A 15,093-nucleotide genomic window follows, 5' to 3' on the forward strand; every position below is an offset into this window, starting at 1 on the left:
ATTCCAAATGTGTAAACAATTTTGTTGTGGGGTTGAAAAGGTTTTTTGGGGAAAATAGGTGTTAAAACTCTAAACTTTCGTTCGTTAGGTCGGTTTTTAAATAGTTAAATTTAAGTCATGCATTTTCATAAAGTTCAATTTCAGGCATTTCGTCCCAAGTCTTTCCTTCTAACAGTCGTCCTGTTTTCTTTTTGTTTGTCCCGCCCCATTGCTTAAAGAAAAAAGAAACGTCAGCCTCCAAACACTGATTTTTTATATCTGTTACCCATTCTTCTTTCATAGGTCTTGGTTTTCTTCCACTTTCTCCTCCAACAATTACCCAATCTATTCCTTTCAAGTTCATATTTTGGATTGCTCCAATTAAAGGCTCACAAGAAAGAAATTTTACTCTTGCTCTAGTCTCTCGTAAAAGGTCAATACGCTTTGTTACTTTACTATTTTCTACAGAGACACCCATCCAAATATTATGTGTCCATTCTAGCCACCCTTCACTGTCATAATATCTCAGTATGTCGGCTCTTTTAGTCAGCACTTGAAAAACGTGTTGGGGGTTGTCTTTCATAACTTTAAACACCTTCTTAATAAATTCAATTGGAACGTCTTTGTGAAATAGGTCACTCATAGAGTTAACAAAAACAACTCTTGGTTTCTTCCAGGTATAAGGTGTTTCCAATTCATCTTCGTGAATGGCAATCTCAAAATTGTTTTTATACTTCTCAACGCCCATAGCTTGTAAACGCTTTGACATAACTTCTGCATAACAGAATTTACATCCTGCCGAAATCTTGTCGCAACCTGTTGTTGGATTCCAAGTCATTTCAGTCCATTCTATGCTCGATTGTGCCATTTCTATTTCTTTATCTGATAAGTGATTATGTTCTTCTTACGGAAAACGTTTTCATAAGTCAAATATGGTGTTTGTGTCTCATAATTTAGTTTCCCTTCTTTTTTGAGCCTTTTTAGGACTATTTCTGCGTGTTTCGGAATATGACCGCACTGGTATGTATAAATCAGAACCGTTTTATTAGTAACAGTATTTTTCTCTAACAACTTGTTTTCAAGGTCTGATTGAAATTTTTCAATTTTCGTCATTCTTTTACCTTCAAACAAGGTTAACTGATTTTTCGTATTATCATCATCGATGTCAAAGTCAGCTTCTCCGTTCAGTTCATTTCTATTCCAAGCTATTGTTAAAAATTTATGGACAGCTGCGTAGTTCTTTGCACCAAATACAATTCCATAAATGTTGGCATTTTTTTTAATCGAGAATGGAAATAATTTCAATTCAGTTTTTTCAGGAAGTCTCGACTTCATTTTATTCAAAACCAGCCTATGCATATTCCTATATTCTTCTGCTTCTAACTCTGAAAAATTAATCTCAAGTGCTTTCCTAAATTCTTCTGTTTTTCCGTAACGCTTAAAAAATGAAGAAGAAACAAAGTAAAGAAAGTCTGTTGTTTTTAGTTCTTCAAGTTGATTAATGTACTCCTGTGAAATAAACTTTACCCCGTTTTGGTCTAAATAAACAAGAGAAGGGAATTTGCTGATAAAAGGTGTCAGTTTGAAAAATAATTCTTCTGCATTCTCATTATAATAATTTATTGTGAGAAAGTATTTGAACTTTGGATTCTGGTCTATATAATCATTACAATTTTCTTTTAGGAGTTCAAACTTTTCTTGTTTCTTTTTTGTGGGTTCAAATTCATTTAAGTGTAAAACAATCTTTGTCTTTTTTGACATTATTATTCCCAAATGTTCATTTATCTTATATAATAGACGTATTGGACTTCCTGGAATATTTTCAGAGTCGTAACCTGGCCCTGAGAAAAAGTCAAAAATGTGAATTTCTGTGGCAGACTGCATTACAAAGGTCGGAATCCAAGCTTGAGCATAATCTTCAAAGATTTCAAGTTTGGTTATGGTTCCCTTGTCAAACGGCTTTAGGTGTATGTTTTTTGAACTCATTTTATTTCACTTTTTAGTATTGGGGGAATATTCTATGCTTATATCTATTTTTATACACACGTTGCCCTGTCATTTGCCTATCGTGTATCAACTAGTTACACTACTTTTTTCCTTGTTTGTGCAGTTTTACTTGTTCGGAAGCTTCTTTAAGCTCATCCCATAGCTCGATAGCCGAGTCACTAATGGGGCTGGCTTTTTTTACGAACGATAAGCTTTTAAGAACTTTCATTCCAAAACTGGCCTGATTGTCGGATATTTCAATTAAAACTTTCATTTTTTTTCTTAAAACAACGCAAATCATAAACTGCATTGTGTGGATTCAAATGTACACCAAAGAATCTGATAAATGCAAGGTCAATAATTGGGTATATTCCATTTTGGCGGAAATATTCCAAATAAACAATACTTTTGAACAATGGATTTAGATATAGAGTTTAAACGTTTTAGACAGATACGCGAAGACCAAGGTTATACACAAACCGAGTTTGCTGATGTGCTTGGCCTGCCTTCATCCACTGCCGATATTGAGCGGGGTAAGGTTCGCATATCGGGCAAAACCACCATGCTGCTGCTCAAAAACTACAACATAAACCCATTGTGGCTTTTTGGTGAAAGCACCAAAAAATACCTCAACCCACAGCAGGTAGATGTGTTGCCCAAAGCCATTACCATAAACCAACATGGCCACGAAAATATCTTGCTGGTAAATGCCAAAGCATCTGCCGGATATGGCCAAAACATTGGTGATGTAGAGTTTGTAAACAAGCTTCCGGCATTTCATTTTCCGTTGGCACAATTTCAAAATGCCACTTTTCGTGGTTTTGAAATACGTGGTGATAGTATGTTGCCATTGGTTTATTCAGGAGACTGGGTGCTGGCAAAGGCTGTTTCATCTTTTTCAGAAATAAAAAATGATAAAATATATGTGGTGGTAGATAGTGAAAGCATTCGACTGAAAAAGCTGCAAAAAATAAACAAAGAGCAGAATCTCGAACTTATTTCGTTGAATGCCGAGTATGCTCCGGTTGTAGTTTCGGCACAGTCGGTGTTGGAGTTGTGGGAATACCATTCAAAAATAAGTTTTGGACAGGAAGTTGCCTCGCAGCCCAGTCTTTCGGCTATTTTTAAGGAGATAAATGAGTTGAAGAGGTTGGTTGAGGGGTGAGGGAGGCATTAATGAGCACATATCCCTTATAGATAGTTTCCGACAACACGGTTACACCTTTGGAGGGCATTCTGGTTGTATAGTAGTCGCGAATCTCCCATTTATTTTCTCGAAAAATAATTGCAAAATAGTCCTTACTATGATTGTTTCTCATTAACAGCCTATCATTTTCCTCTGGAATATAATCAAAATCAAAGCACTCTTTTGAATTTAACAAGGTTAGTATAGCTTCTGAAGTAATTCCATTTCCTAAATCAGGAGTCATGGGTTTCAATGCAATTCTCAAGTCAGAAGGTTGAACACTCAATAATCTATCCAATTGCCAATCTAAATCTAATAGTTTTAAACCCATTCGATAATTGTTTTCCGCGTTGCTGAGTAAAATTGTGGTTGGCATGATATAATTTAATTGTTCAAGGATTTTCGGTGACTTAAGGCAACTTTTGAAATATGTGTATTTAAATATTTACCAAAGTAATAACTCAGGGAGGTATCACGGATATTTTCATCCGCACCAACTAAGTTTATCAATTTTTCTATACTCCGTTACCATATCACTTCCATAATGCTCGCTGTAATTAAAATACGTCTGTTCAAAATGTACTTCAGGATGTTTACCGATGTTTGACGCATGTATTTCATCCAATTCAGGTAACATTTGATGATAGATTTGCAGCAATCCTTTAAATGGATTGTCCAACCCGGTTATTTGATTAAATTCCAGTAGTCCATTATTCAACCTTTTTAAAATGTCAGTTTTAACCTCATCAAAATGTGGATGCCCCAAAAGACTACACAAAACCAATTCCATTAAAGTTCCATTGCCTAAATAGAGACCGTATCGTAAAATTTGTGGTTTCAAACCTTGAATCACTTCATATACCTGACCGATGTTTTGAAACAGATCCAAAACGGGGAAAATATGTTCATCCAGATTTTTTTGAATGTGTGGAATCAAAGGTCGTAAATCATTTAAGGTAACCAATGGTATAAATTCATGCGGTGTTAAACGAAAAAAATCGAAATTAATGTTGGAATACGTATGCAGAAAATACTCCAAATTTAATGGGTTTTTATAGTTTCGATAATCCTCGTCAAAATACTTGTTTAACACAGCGTTTATGTTATCAAAACCTTTGTATGCGTTAAAAGTACCTGTCAAAAAGGACTTACTATATCTCGAATTATAGCCAATTTTAATAATTTCCTTCGAACCTTTTAGCTTTCGTTCCATAAATATTCCATGCGAATTAGATTTAAATTTGAAGCCCATTGGGTATTTTAATTCTTCTTTTAAAACAGCTGTTATTTCTCTTCTATTCATATCTATGTGTCTATATTTACGGTTTTGTTCAATTCAAAAATAGAAAAAAATCATTCTTTTCTCCACAACAAATCAATTACTCGCCACGGTCAACTTATCATCTAATAGTATATTTGCCCAAAAAGAAATACAATGACTGTTAGAGAACTCGAACCAAAAGCCGTTTGGAATTTTTTTGAAGATTTGAATGCCGTTCCTCGTGCATCAAAAAAGGAGGAACGTGTGATAGAATTTGCCCGAAAATTTGGCGAAAGTCTCGGATTGCCCACCCATGTTGACCCTGTTGGAAATGTGATAATTAAAAAACCGGCAACAGCAGGCATGGAAAATCGAAAAACGGTTATTCTGCAAAGCCATTTAGACATGGTGCATCAAAAAAATGCCGACACCAATTTTGACTTTGCCACCCAAGGAATTGAAACGTATATAGATGGCGATTGGGTGCGGGCAAAAGGCACAACATTGGGAGCAGATAATGGCCTTGGTGTGGCCGCCATCATGTCAATTTTGGCATCAAAAGATATAGCTCATCCAGCATTGGAAGCTCTTTTTACCATTGACGAAGAAACAGGAATGACCGGGGCTATCAACTTGGAGCAAGGCATTTTGAAGGGAAAAATTTTGTTGAATTTGGATACCGAAGACGATGATGAATTTTCGATTGGTTGTGCCGGAGGTATCGACACCAACACCAAAAAAATATACAACGAAGTGTCTGTTAATGCGGGAACAGCTTATAAAATAACGGTTAATGGGTTAAAAGGAGGCCACAGCGGAGTAGATATTCATTTGGAGAGAGGCAATGCCAATAAAATAATGAACCGTTTGATGAACAATGCTACCGGATATGGCTTGCAAATAGTGGACATAAATGGTGGTAGTTTGCGAAACGCCATTCCTCGCGAAAGCTTTGCTACCATTGTGGTGGCAGATGCAGGTTATCTTTCGGAATTTGAAAAAAGAGCAGCAGAGTGCAAGTACGATTTGCAACATGAAGAACCCAACTTAAACATTAGCATAGAACAATGCGATGGACCTGAAAAGGCACTTTCGGTAACTGATTCGGCGGAAGTTTGTAACATTATTTATGCTTGCCACAACGGTGTTTTTTGTATGAGCAGAGCCATTGAGGGTTTGGTAGAAACGTCATCTTCTCTTGCCCGAGTGATTGTAAAAAACGGTGAGTTTGTTACACAAAGTTTGCAACGCAGCAGCACCGAAAGCGGCAAAATGGATGTGGCCAATACGGTGGCAGCACCTTTCAGATTGACAAATTGCACAGTGGAGCAGGGGGGAAGCTACCCTGGTTGGGCACCCAACCCAAATTCGGAAATATTGGATTTGATGACTTCGAAATATGAAGAGCTTTTTGGAGAGAAACCGCATGTTATGGCCATTCATGCAGGATTGGAGTGTGGCATTTTAGGCACTCGATACCCTGGCTTAGATATGATTTCTTTTGGACCCACCATAAAAGGAGCTCACAGCCCTGACGAAAGAGCAGGCATAAAATCAACCCAAAAGTTTTGGAAGTTTTTGGTGGAAATAATCAAGAATATTCCCACCGCCTAATTTGTATTATGGCAATTTAGTGCCGTTGATGTCTTACATTTTAGCTTTTAGGTATTTTCCGGTATAGGAGTTTTTACATTTTATCAACTCCTCCGGAGTTCCTTCAAACACAATATTTCCGCCTTCCTTTCCGCCTTCAGGACCCAAATCAATCACCCAATCGGCAGATTTAATTACATCCATATTATGCTCAATAGTTATTATGGTATTGCCTTGATCAACCAATGCATTGAATGATTTGAGCAGCTTTTTTATATCATGAAAATGGAGGCCGGTGGTGGGTTCATCAAAAATAAATAAGGTGTGTGTGCTGCTATTTTTTTTGCCTAAAAATGAGGCCAATTTTATACGTTGTGCTTCGCCACCGCTGAGAGTGTTTGATGATTGCCCGAGCGATACATAGCCTAAGCCAACATCTTGGAGAGGTTGTAATTTATTTTTTACGGAACTCAAATTTTCAAAAAACAACATCGCATCATCGACGGTCATACTCAATATTTCGTGAATATTTTTACCGTTGTAAGTCACCTCCAGCACTTCTTGTTTGAAACGTTTGCCACCACAGGCTTCACACGGCAAATGTAAATCGGCCATAAATTGCATTTCGATAATTTCTTCGCCTTCTCCTTTGCAATTGTCACACCTGCCACCATCCACATTAAACGAAAAGACAGAGCTTTTATAGCCGCGTTGTTTTGAAATAACCTGATCGGCAAATAAATCTCTGATTACATCATACGCCTTAACGTAGGTAACGGGGTTGGAGCGAGAAGATTTTCCGATGGGATTTTGGTCAATAAATTCCACGGCATCAATCAATTTCACATCACCACCCAGTCCTTCTGATTCGCCAGCTTTAATTCCGGTATAGTTATCGAGCAAACGGGCAATGGCCGGATAAAATATACCCTTAACCAAACTTGTTTTTCCAGAACCGGAAACCCCTGTAATACAAGTAAAAACCGATAGGGGTATTTTGGTAGAAACGGATTTAAGGTTATTGTGTGATGCTTTTTTAATCTCGATGTAGTTATTCCATTTTCTGCGGGATTTTGGAATTTCAATCTCTTCGATTTTATTCAAATAATCTGCCGTTAAACTTCGTCCCGCCATCATTTGGGTAAAATCGCCTTGAAAAACAATGTCGCCACCCAAGCTGCCGGCTAAAGGGCCAATGTCTATCAACTCGTCAGCGGCCTGCATCACGTCTTCATCATGTTCTACCACCACCACGGTGTTGCCCACATCTTTCAGTTTGTTTAAAACCGTCAATAAACGTTCTGTGTCTCTTGAGTGCAAACCAATGCTCGGTTCATCCAAAATATAGGTAGAACCCACAAGACTACTACCCAAAGAGGTGGCCAGGTTTATGCGTTGCGATTCACCACCAGAAAGCGTGTTGGAAAGTCGGTTTAAACCTAAATAACCCAAACCCACATCCGACAAAAATTCCAATCTAGATGTTATTTCTAACAAAAGCCTTTTTGCTATTTGTTTCTGATGGTCATTCAGTTGCATTTTGCTGAATAATTCACGAGCCTCGTCCACGGTAAGCAGCATGACCTCGGAAAGTGAAATTTTGTCGGGGTTTGCTTTTGAATGAAAAGGTAATGCGGACATTGAAACCAATTTCACATAGTTGGCATCTTTCCGCAATCGGGTGCCTTTGCAATCGGGGCAAATGGTTTTGCCGCGGTACTTAGCCAGCATTACCCGATATTGAATTTTATACGAATTCTCTTCTAAAAATTTGACAAAATCATCGATGCCGTCAGTATGTTTATTTCCGTGCCAAAGTGTTTCTTTTTCATCGTCACTCAATTGGCGGTAGGGTTTATGAATGGGGAAGTTATTTTTTTCGGCAACCGAGATAAAATTTTCTTTCCAAAGACTCAATGTTTCCCCTCGCCAGGGAGCTACAGCACCTTCAAAAACCGATAGATCTTTGTTGGGGATAACCAAATCTTCGTCTATACCAATTACCGAACCAAATCCCTGACATTTTTTGCAAGCCCCATAGGGGTTGTTAAAACTCAGAAAATTGACCGTAGGTTGTTCAAATTGCATGCCGTCAAGCTCAAATTTGTTGCTGAATTCATTTTCTTTTACACTGTTTTCAGAATGAATTTGAACAGTCATTTCGCCAAGACCTTCATAAAAAGCTGTCTGAATGGAGTCGTTTAAACGCTGTAAATACTCTTGACTGTCCGTGTCTTCAGCCACCACTCGGTCAATAAGCAGGAAAATGTCGTTGCTCCGAACTTTTTCTTCCTTAAAATCTGAAATTTTAACAACATCACCTTTGAAAAGCAATCGGCTGAATCCTTTTTGTTGTTCAAGTGCCAGAACCTCTTTCAAAGTTTCGGCAATTTCAAAATTCAATCGGGTTAATATATAGATGTACTGGTCGGGTTGTGTATTCACTAAAATGTGATTGACCACATCTTCAATCGTATGGCATTTCACTTCTTCACCAGAAATAGGCGAAAAGGTTTTTCCCAATCTCGTAAAAAGCAGTTTTAAATAATCATAAATTTCGGTAGAAGTGGCCACCGTAGAACGCGGATTTCTGGTGTTTACCTTTTGTTCAATAGCCACACAAGGTGTCAACCCTTTAATGTAATCAACTTCAGGCTTATCCAATTTACCTAAAAACTGACGGGCATAAGACGACAAACTTTCAACATATCTTCGTTGTCCTTCGGCATAAAGTGTGTCAAACACCAACGATGATTTTCCGGAACCCGAAACTCCGGTAACCACAGTAAATTTATTTCTTTTAATTTTTACGTCTGTATTTTTAAGATTGTGCATACGTGCACCCTTAATTTCTATGACTTTTTGCTTGTTATCCGACATACTTTTGACGTAACAAAATAACCGCTTTAAATACTTTTTAAAGTATTGTTTTTAAAAATATTTTGTTTTTTCAAAAAAAGAGTTCTACCTTAGTGGAAAGTTTTAAAAAGTTATTTGCCTATTGACATAGTACCTCTACTCTAAAGTTAAGTTTAATCCGCTGGTTATCAGCATTCTATTAAAAGGAGGTATTATGAAACATGAAATTAAAGATCGTACTTTAATTAAGCAGTACATTCAAGGAAACGAGGCTTGCCTTGAAATGCTTATCAACAAACACAAAAACAAAGTTTTCACTACTATTTTGTTGATTGTAAATGATCGATACATAGCAGAAGATTTGTTTCAAGAAACCTTTATTAAAGTTATAAAAACCTTTAAATCGGGAAAATATAACGAAGAAGGTAAATTTCTACCATGGGTAATTCGCATTGCGAGAAACTTGGCTATAGATCATTTTCGAAAATCCAAAAGAATGCCAACAATAACTACGGAAGATGGCGAGGATGTGTTCAGAACTATTGAAATTGATTATACCAATAGAGAAGAGCAATATGTAAAATCTCATACAGAGCAAACGGTTCGAGATCTTATCAACCTGCTACCTGATGAGCAAAAACAGGTGCTTGTTTTGAGACATTATGGCGATTTAAGTTTTAAGGAAATTGCCGATTTAACAAATGTAAGTATAAACACTGCTTTGGGCAGAATGAGATATGCTTTGAATAATATGAGAAAATTAATTGCAGAGAAATCAATTTCATTGCAATAAATGTTCATCAGTAAACGTTCATGAAGTAGATTTTTAAAATTTACTTTATGGATTATACATCTACTCTTAATAAACTTATTCAACATTCTTACGGCGAACTCTCTGAAAATGAAAGTATTTTATTTCAAAACGAGATTAGTCAATCGGTTGAAATGCAGAGCATACAAAGTCTTTTGGACGAAATTAAATCTTGCTTAGATTCGGAAATGTTTGAACCCAACCCTACTTCGGTTCAAATAATATTGGAGGAATCGTTGGGTACGGAAGCACCGGCGTGTTAAATAATTTTTTCTTGTTTTAAAATCTCTGCCAATTTTTCGGCCACAAGTGGTTTGCTAATAAATCCGTTTACTGCTTTGTAAGTTTGCGACTTCTCTATATCCTTTGAGTTTATAGAAGAAGAGAGCATATAAATGCTTATGGGGTAATCACGCTTCGTAAATTCATCCAAAAAACCCCAGCCATTCATTTTTGGCATATTTATATCCAAAAAAATCAATTGCGGAAAACTTGTCTCCGTATCCAAGGCTTTCAAAGCCGCCTCTCCTCCAGAAAAGGTTCTTACGGCAACTGATTGAGAAACCAAACCTACAACCCGTGTGTTAATCAGGTTCTGTATTTCATCATCATCAACTAAATAAATCATTTCATATTTTTAATTGTAACAGTAAATGTAGTACCCACAGAAAAAATAGAATCTACAAGGATTTTTCCTTCCAATTTTTCTACTGTTTCTTTTACAATATACAGGCCGATTCCGGTTCCTTTCGACTCGGAATTTGCTCTGTAAAAAAGTTCAAAAATAGAGGCCAAATGCTCGGTTTCAATGCCAATGCCATTGTCTTTAACCACGATTTCGGCTTTTTCATCATTGGAAACAACTTGAATTGATAAGAAACAGTTATCCTTTTTTGTGTCCATATACCTTACGGCATTTGAAACCAAGTTGTTCATAATTACCGATAGTCTGCTTTCATCAGAAATAAACACGGATTGTTGGTCAACCTGGATGTCGATTTTTAGTCTTTCTGCATTTTCAGAAAACCGATATTGGTCAACTACTCCATGCACAAATTCATTCAGATTAATTTCGTTTTTGTTTAGTTCGAGCCTTGAATTTCTGGAGTAATCGATGATGTTTTTTATAAACTCATCCAATTTTTCCAAACTTTTTTCTTGAAGTTCAATGTAGTGCTGGGCAGTGTCAGTGATATTTTCAAGCCGAATTAATTTTGCCAACCCCATAACATTGGCAATGGGTGCCCGTAAATCGTGGGCGGCACTATAAACAAATTGGTCAAGTTCTTTATTTATTTTCTTTAGTTCTTCATTTTGGTTTTCCAGAGTAGTTTCATAACTTTTTCGGTCGGTAATATCTTGAATTACCGTAACATTTCCGTAGTGGTTTCCAGTATCATCGAACAGTGCACTGCTCGAAGTTTGGGCAATTATGGTTTTCCCATCCTTTTTTCTGTAAATCTTTTCTGATTGTGCAAATCGGCGGGTTCCGTTTCGTAATTCATCATGAATTTGATTATTGAGGTCCACAAATTCGTCTAACAGAATATCGTTTTCCTTAATTTTTTGCATTTCTTGCTCGTTATACCCAAGCATGGAGGTAAAAGCCTCGTTTATTTTTACAATATTCTTCTGATAGTTTGTATAAACCACTGCCAAACTGTTGCTATCAAACATGGTTCGGTATCTTTCCTCACTATCTCGCAAGGCTTTAAGGCTTACTTTTAAATCGGTGATATCGTGCATAGCATAAAGCACCACACCACTTTTTATATCAAAATTAATATGAGCTGATAAATTTCTAATATCTCCCATTTTATTTTTAATGGTAATTTCGGCATCCAACGAGTTTGTTTTTTTCCTTATGGCAGAAACAAATTTTATCACAAAATGCTCAAATCCATCAATTATATAAGAAAACGGGTTGAAATCTTTTTCATCTCCATTCAAACCAAAAATGGTTTCGATTTTTGAATTATAGCGAATGGTTTTTTGGGAGAGAATCTCTTCCCAATATTTAAAGCCGTATTTGTCTTGATTGTTCAAAGGTTTTAAGGCTTCAAAAAAATCGTTTGATTGTGTTTCTATCCATCCAATAGAGTCTGTATTAAAAAATTGTCTGAACAATCGTTCTTGATTTTTTATGGCTTTTTCCGATTCCACAAGAGAAGATTTTTCTTGAGCAAGTATTATGATTCCTCCAATTTCGCCAGAATCATTTCTCCAAGGTCTAATTTCCCAGTCAAACCACAAAGTGTTTCCGTTATTCTGAAAAAAAGAATCTCGTTCAATGGTAATGTGTTCGCCGTTCATGGCTCGTTGATGGGTAAGTTTCCACCGCATTGGCATCTTAGGATACAATTCGTAGTGATTCCGCCCCATCATATCATCTGCGTGGTCAGAAGGCGGAAACATTTTAATCCACTCATTTGCCACAAACAAATAATTCATATTGTTATCAAGCATAACAATGGGGAAGGGGCTTTCTCTAATAAAGGTATCCAAATAGTTTTCTCGGGTTGCATTTATGTTGGTAGAAATCTGATTATCAAATTTTGTGGTTGAGGTATCTAAAATTTTGTTGACTTGCCTTTCAAATATTACCTCAATAATGCTGATTCGGATATAAATTCCATTTTGGGTTGGAAGTCTGAACAAACTAACTTCAACCGGAATAATGGTTCCGTTTTTATGCCGGATTTTCCATTTGAATAAAACCCTCTTTTGGGTGTTGATACTTTCTTCTAAATAAACTTTTGTGGCCTCTTCAATTGTCTGATTTTTTTCGAGTACAACTGGGCTAAGATCTCCCATTTTTAAGCCTAAAAACTCGTCAAATGAATATCCAAAAAGTTGCAGGGCTCTTGAGTTTACACCGATGTATTCTTTTTTTGAATAATCCAGAATCATCAGGGCGTTGTAGGCATTTTTGAGTGTAGATTTTAGAAGTTTTTCATCGTTTGGAGGCAACCCTAACGTATGTAATTTTATTTCTACCGCATCTTCAATGAAGTCATTTTTTTTGATTGATAATTTGACAAGACAAAATGTTTCGTCAGCCAAATGCAAGGGTCTAATTTCAGCTAAATCACTGCAAATAATGGGTTTAAAGTCAATATCACTTTTAAAGACTTTAGAAAGAAGGCTAACCCAAGTTTCATGCCGATTTTTATCCAATTGGTTTAGATGTTTAGCGTTTCCAAAAAGCTCAACAAATCGTTCGTTTTTGTAAACGATTTCACCGGAAAAAGCACATACAACTACTGGAGAAACTATTTCATCGAAAATAGAGCAATATTTCTCTATTGCCAAAATGGTGGATGCACTAAAAAGCTGAGTTGTCCTCATAAGAGTCAATAAAGTGATAAAAGTAGTAACTAGCACTTCAAAAATACAAAAAAGTAAATTGTGAAATGCTCTATACGAGCTATTCTTTTTAAACTTTTTTGTTTAGAGTATTGGACAATGATTTATTGGAGCAAATGGGATAAAATATCCAAAGTAACTTGAGCCATTTTATTTTGATGGTCAATTAATGGGTTGATTTCGGTTATTTCCAACGAAACAATTTTTGGACTTTGCATCAGGCTTTGGAGTAGATTTTTAGCTTCGGGCAGCGTTAGTCCGTTTTCTACGCTGGTGCCAGTTCCAGTGCTAACAGAGGGATCCATCGAGTCAACATCGAAGGAGATGTAAATATGGTCGCATTGGTTTAAATATTCCAACGTTTCGGCTGCCACATCACTCATGGATTTATTAAGCAATCTGGCCGGAACAAAGTGTTTAATATGATTATCTTCTATATCTTCCCATTCAGGCTCTTCCAAATCGCGGATGGAGATAAACACGAGGTCTGTGGGTAATAATTTTGGGTGAATTTGGTTTTCGCCCAAATGTGTCAATTTGTGCCAATAATCTATGGTTTCCGGTTGGGGTATATTTACGGGTGTTGTTTGATATCCTTCGCCAAGAGAAACGCCCAAAGGCATGCCATGCATATTGCCGCTGGGGCTGGTGTAGGGCGTGTGTAGGTCGGCATGGGCATCTATCCAAATTACCCCCAGCCGCTTGTTCGGAAAGGTATCTTTTATGGCGGCAATGCTTCCTATTGCGTTGCTATGGTCGCCAGAAATAATGAGCGGAAATTTTTGATCAAGAAGTTGCTTTTTTATGGTCTTTACTACTTCTTGGTTGTGCTCATAAATATCGGCCACATACTTTGCATGAGGGGTGGTTACTGGTTTGCAAAGTGCTTCATTGCGGCTTTTTATGGTGGTGTGTTCAATTTTTCCATAAATTTTGTTTTCACCCTGATTGTCAGCAAGTCTTACGGCAATAGGTCCAGTGGCTGCACCTCGCGTTCCTGCACCCAATTCAGACGGATTTTCGATAATGATTATGTTATTGTTTCTCATCCTCTCATTCGTTGTCTTTTTACCAAAAAAGGCAATAGAACTTGAGAAACGGAATTGGAAATATCCGTTTCTACAAAATCAATTTTATATTGAGCACATTTGTTTTTAAGCTCATTATAAAACGCTGAAAGTTTTGACGTGTAATGTTCTTTAACCTCTGAAGGAAAAAGCCTTACTTTCACTCCGGTTTCTATATCTTCAAAAGTATATGGGCGGTTTTCAAATTCAAAATTTAGTTCGCTTTTGTGGTGGATGGTATGAAAAAGTATTACCTCATGTTTATTGAATTTTAAATGCTGTAATGCATCAAAAAGCAAGGTTTCATCGGCTTGGTCAAACATATCGCTAAATAGCACAACCATGCTTCTTCTATGAATTTGTTCGGCAATTTGATGAAGGGCATCTACTACATTTGTGGTTTGATGTTCGGCTTTTTTATTCAATGCCTCTATCAAAACTTTGTGCAAAAGCAAATGATGGCTTGGTGATGATTTGGCCGGAATTTGTTGCTCAATTTTGTTACTAAACAGGGTTAAACCTACTCCATCTCGCTGTTTTTTAAGCATATACATCAAATTGGCAGCCGCCACTACCGAAAATTTTATTTTGTTTTGCCCTGTGTCTGGATAGTACATGCTTGAAGATGTGTCAATCAAAATATGGCATCTTAGATTGGTTTCCTCTTCAAATCGTTTGGTATATAACCTTTCGGTTCGGGCAAATAATTTCCAGTCGATGTTTCGGGTAGTTTCGCCGGTATTGTATTGTCGGTGTTCGGCAAATTCAACCGAAAAACCATGATAAGGGCTTTTGTGCAAGCCCGTAATAAAACCCTCAACCACTTGTTTAGCAAGTAGTTCAAGATTATCTATCCGTATTATTTCTTGATTTAAATTCACAACTATGGATTTGCAAAGATAACCATGCAATGCTCAAAAATAGTATTTAGCTACGTGGCATAAACAAAAAGCGGCAATCGAATACGTCGATTGCCGCCAAATAT

The 15,093-nt window shown here is 36.8% G+C and carries 14 protein-coding genes; 4 read left to right on the plus strand and 10 right to left on the minus strand.

All coding sequences use genetic code 11. The features are described 5' to 3' along the window. Nucleotides 1–115 precede the first annotated feature (115 nt). From H6607_04995 to H6607_05005, 3 genes are all read right to left on the minus strand, one after another. Nucleotides 116–847, minus strand: a complete 732-nt coding sequence (locus H6607_04995) for a phage Gp37/Gp68 family protein (GenBank protein ID MCB9261712.1) — start codon at nt 845–847, stop codon at nt 116–118. A gap of 2 nt (nt 848–849) precedes the next feature. Beyond that, a complete protein-coding gene (tcmP, locus tag H6607_05000) occupies nt 850–1,965 on the minus strand; it encodes a three-Cys-motif partner protein TcmP (protein ID MCB9261713.1) in 1,116 nt (371 codons plus the stop codon). Nucleotides 1,966–2,065: 100 nt separating this feature from the next. Further along, nucleotides 2,066–2,239: a hypothetical protein gene (locus H6607_05005; GenBank protein MCB9261714.1), complete on the minus strand. Its 174-nt coding sequence runs from the start codon at nt 2,237–2,239 to the stop codon at nt 2,066–2,068. Nucleotides 2,240–2,380: 141 nt separating this feature from the next. Between H6607_05005 and H6607_05010 the strand changes: the two genes are divergently transcribed. Continuing rightward, nucleotides 2,381–3,130, plus strand: coding sequence for a LexA family transcriptional regulator (locus H6607_05010; GenBank protein ID MCB9261715.1), 750 nt, complete (start codon nt 2,381–2,383; stop codon nt 3,128–3,130). Here H6607_05010 and H6607_05015 read toward each other — a convergent pair. Together H6607_05015 and H6607_05020 are read right to left on the minus strand one after the other, a co-directional pair. Further along, nucleotides 3,090–3,482: a hypothetical protein gene (locus H6607_05015; GenBank protein ID MCB9261716.1), complete on the minus strand. Its 393-nt coding sequence runs from the start codon at nt 3,480–3,482 to the stop codon at nt 3,090–3,092. The two genes, H6607_05010 and H6607_05015, sit on opposite strands and share 41 nt — an antisense overlap. A gap of 153 nt (nt 3,483–3,635) precedes the next feature. Then, complete coding sequence (locus tag H6607_05020; GenBank protein MCB9261717.1) at nt 3,636–4,454, minus strand: hypothetical protein; 819 nt, start codon at nt 4,452–4,454, stop codon at nt 3,636–3,638. Between the two features lie 132 nt (nt 4,455–4,586). On the opposite strand from H6607_05020, the gene H6607_05025 reads away from it, so the two are divergent. Continuing rightward, complete coding sequence (locus H6607_05025; protein MCB9261718.1) at nt 4,587–6,026, plus strand: aminoacyl-histidine dipeptidase; 1,440 nt, start codon at nt 4,587–4,589, stop codon at nt 6,024–6,026. Between the two features lie 33 nt (nt 6,027–6,059). On the opposite strand, the gene uvrA is transcribed toward H6607_05025, so the two are convergent. Beyond that, on the minus strand, nt 6,060–8,885 hold the full coding sequence (gene uvrA / locus H6607_05030; protein ID MCB9261719.1) for an excinuclease ABC subunit UvrA: 2,826 nt from the start codon (nt 8,883–8,885) through the stop codon (nt 6,060–6,062). A 193-nt stretch (nt 8,886–9,078) separates the two neighbouring features. Between uvrA and H6607_05035 the strand changes: the two genes are divergently transcribed. Both H6607_05035 and H6607_05040 read left to right on the plus strand, forming a co-directional pair. After that, the gene (locus tag H6607_05035) at nt 9,079–9,657 is read left to right on the plus strand and encodes a sigma-70 family RNA polymerase sigma factor (protein ID MCB9261720.1); all 579 of its coding nucleotides are present in this window, start codon (nt 9,079–9,081) and stop codon (nt 9,655–9,657) included. A gap of 47 nt (nt 9,658–9,704) precedes the next feature. Further along, complete coding sequence (locus H6607_05040; protein MCB9261721.1) at nt 9,705–9,938, plus strand: hypothetical protein; 234 nt, start codon at nt 9,705–9,707, stop codon at nt 9,936–9,938. Here the strand turns inward: H6607_05040 and H6607_05045 are convergent. From H6607_05045 to H6607_05060, 4 genes are all read right to left on the minus strand, one after another. Next, on the minus strand, nt 9,935–10,303 hold the full coding sequence (locus H6607_05045; GenBank protein ID MCB9261722.1) for a response regulator: 369 nt from the start codon (nt 10,301–10,303) through the stop codon (nt 9,935–9,937). The genes H6607_05040 and H6607_05045 overlap by 4 nt on opposite strands. Continuing rightward, the gene (locus H6607_05050; GenBank protein MCB9261723.1) at nt 10,300–13,023 is read right to left on the minus strand and encodes a PAS domain S-box protein; all 2,724 of its coding nucleotides are present in this window, start codon (nt 13,021–13,023) and stop codon (nt 10,300–10,302) included. Before H6607_05050 ends, H6607_05045 begins: the two co-directional genes overlap by 4 nt. A gap of 122 nt (nt 13,024–13,145) precedes the next feature. Next, nucleotides 13,146–14,090, minus strand: a complete 945-nt coding sequence (gene rocF, locus H6607_05055) for an arginase (protein ID MCB9261724.1) — start codon at nt 14,088–14,090, stop codon at nt 13,146–13,148. Beyond that, nucleotides 14,087–14,989 carry a DUF58 domain-containing protein gene (locus H6607_05060; protein MCB9261725.1) on the minus strand — a complete coding sequence of 301 codons (903 nt, stop codon included), beginning with the start codon at nt 14,987–14,989 and terminating at the stop codon, nt 14,087–14,089. The genes rocF and H6607_05060 overlap by 4 nt, the downstream gene beginning before the upstream one ends. Nucleotides 14,990–15,093: the final 104 nt, after the last annotated feature.

Source organism: Flavobacteriales bacterium, from assembly GCA_020635395.1.
Taxonomy (GTDB): domain Bacteria; phylum Bacteroidota; class Bacteroidia; order NS11-12g; family UBA9320; genus UBA987.

Excerpts from the sequence above, each read along its gene's own strand:
- H6607_04995 (MCB9261712.1), bottom strand. The coding sequence starts at position 847 with ATGGCACAATCGAGCATAGAATGGACTGAAATGACTTGGAATCCAACA.
- tcmP (MCB9261713.1), bottom strand. The coding sequence starts at position 1,965 with ATGAGTTCAAAAAACATACACCTAAAGCCGTTTGACAAGGGAACCATA.
- H6607_05005 (MCB9261714.1), bottom strand. The coding sequence starts at position 2,239 with ATGAAAGTTTTAATTGAAATATCCGACAATCAGGCCAGTTTTGGAATG.
- H6607_05010 (MCB9261715.1), top strand. The coding sequence starts at position 2,381 with ATGGATTTAGATATAGAGTTTAAACGTTTTAGACAGATACGCGAAGAC.
- H6607_05015 (MCB9261716.1), bottom strand. The coding sequence starts at position 3,482 with ATGGGTTTAAAACTATTAGATTTAGATTGGCAATTGGATAGATTATTG.
- H6607_05020 (MCB9261717.1), bottom strand. The coding sequence starts at position 4,454 with ATGAATAGAAGAGAAATAACAGCTGTTTTAAAAGAAGAATTAAAATAC.
- H6607_05025 (MCB9261718.1), top strand. The coding sequence starts at position 4,587 with ATGACTGTTAGAGAACTCGAACCAAAAGCCGTTTGGAATTTTTTTGAA.
- uvrA (MCB9261719.1), bottom strand. The coding sequence starts at position 8,885 with ATGTCGGATAACAAGCAAAAAGTCATAGAAATTAAGGGTGCACGTATG.
- H6607_05035 (MCB9261720.1), top strand. The coding sequence starts at position 9,079 with ATGAAACATGAAATTAAAGATCGTACTTTAATTAAGCAGTACATTCAA.
- H6607_05040 (MCB9261721.1), top strand. The coding sequence starts at position 9,705 with ATGGATTATACATCTACTCTTAATAAACTTATTCAACATTCTTACGGC.
- H6607_05045 (MCB9261722.1), bottom strand. The coding sequence starts at position 10,303 with ATGATTTATTTAGTTGATGATGATGAAATACAGAACCTGATTAACACA.
- H6607_05050 (MCB9261723.1), bottom strand. The coding sequence starts at position 13,023 with ATGAGGACAACTCAGCTTTTTAGTGCATCCACCATTTTGGCAATAGAG.
- rocF (MCB9261724.1), bottom strand. The coding sequence starts at position 14,090 with ATGAGAAACAATAACATAATCATTATCGAAAATCCGTCTGAATTGGGT.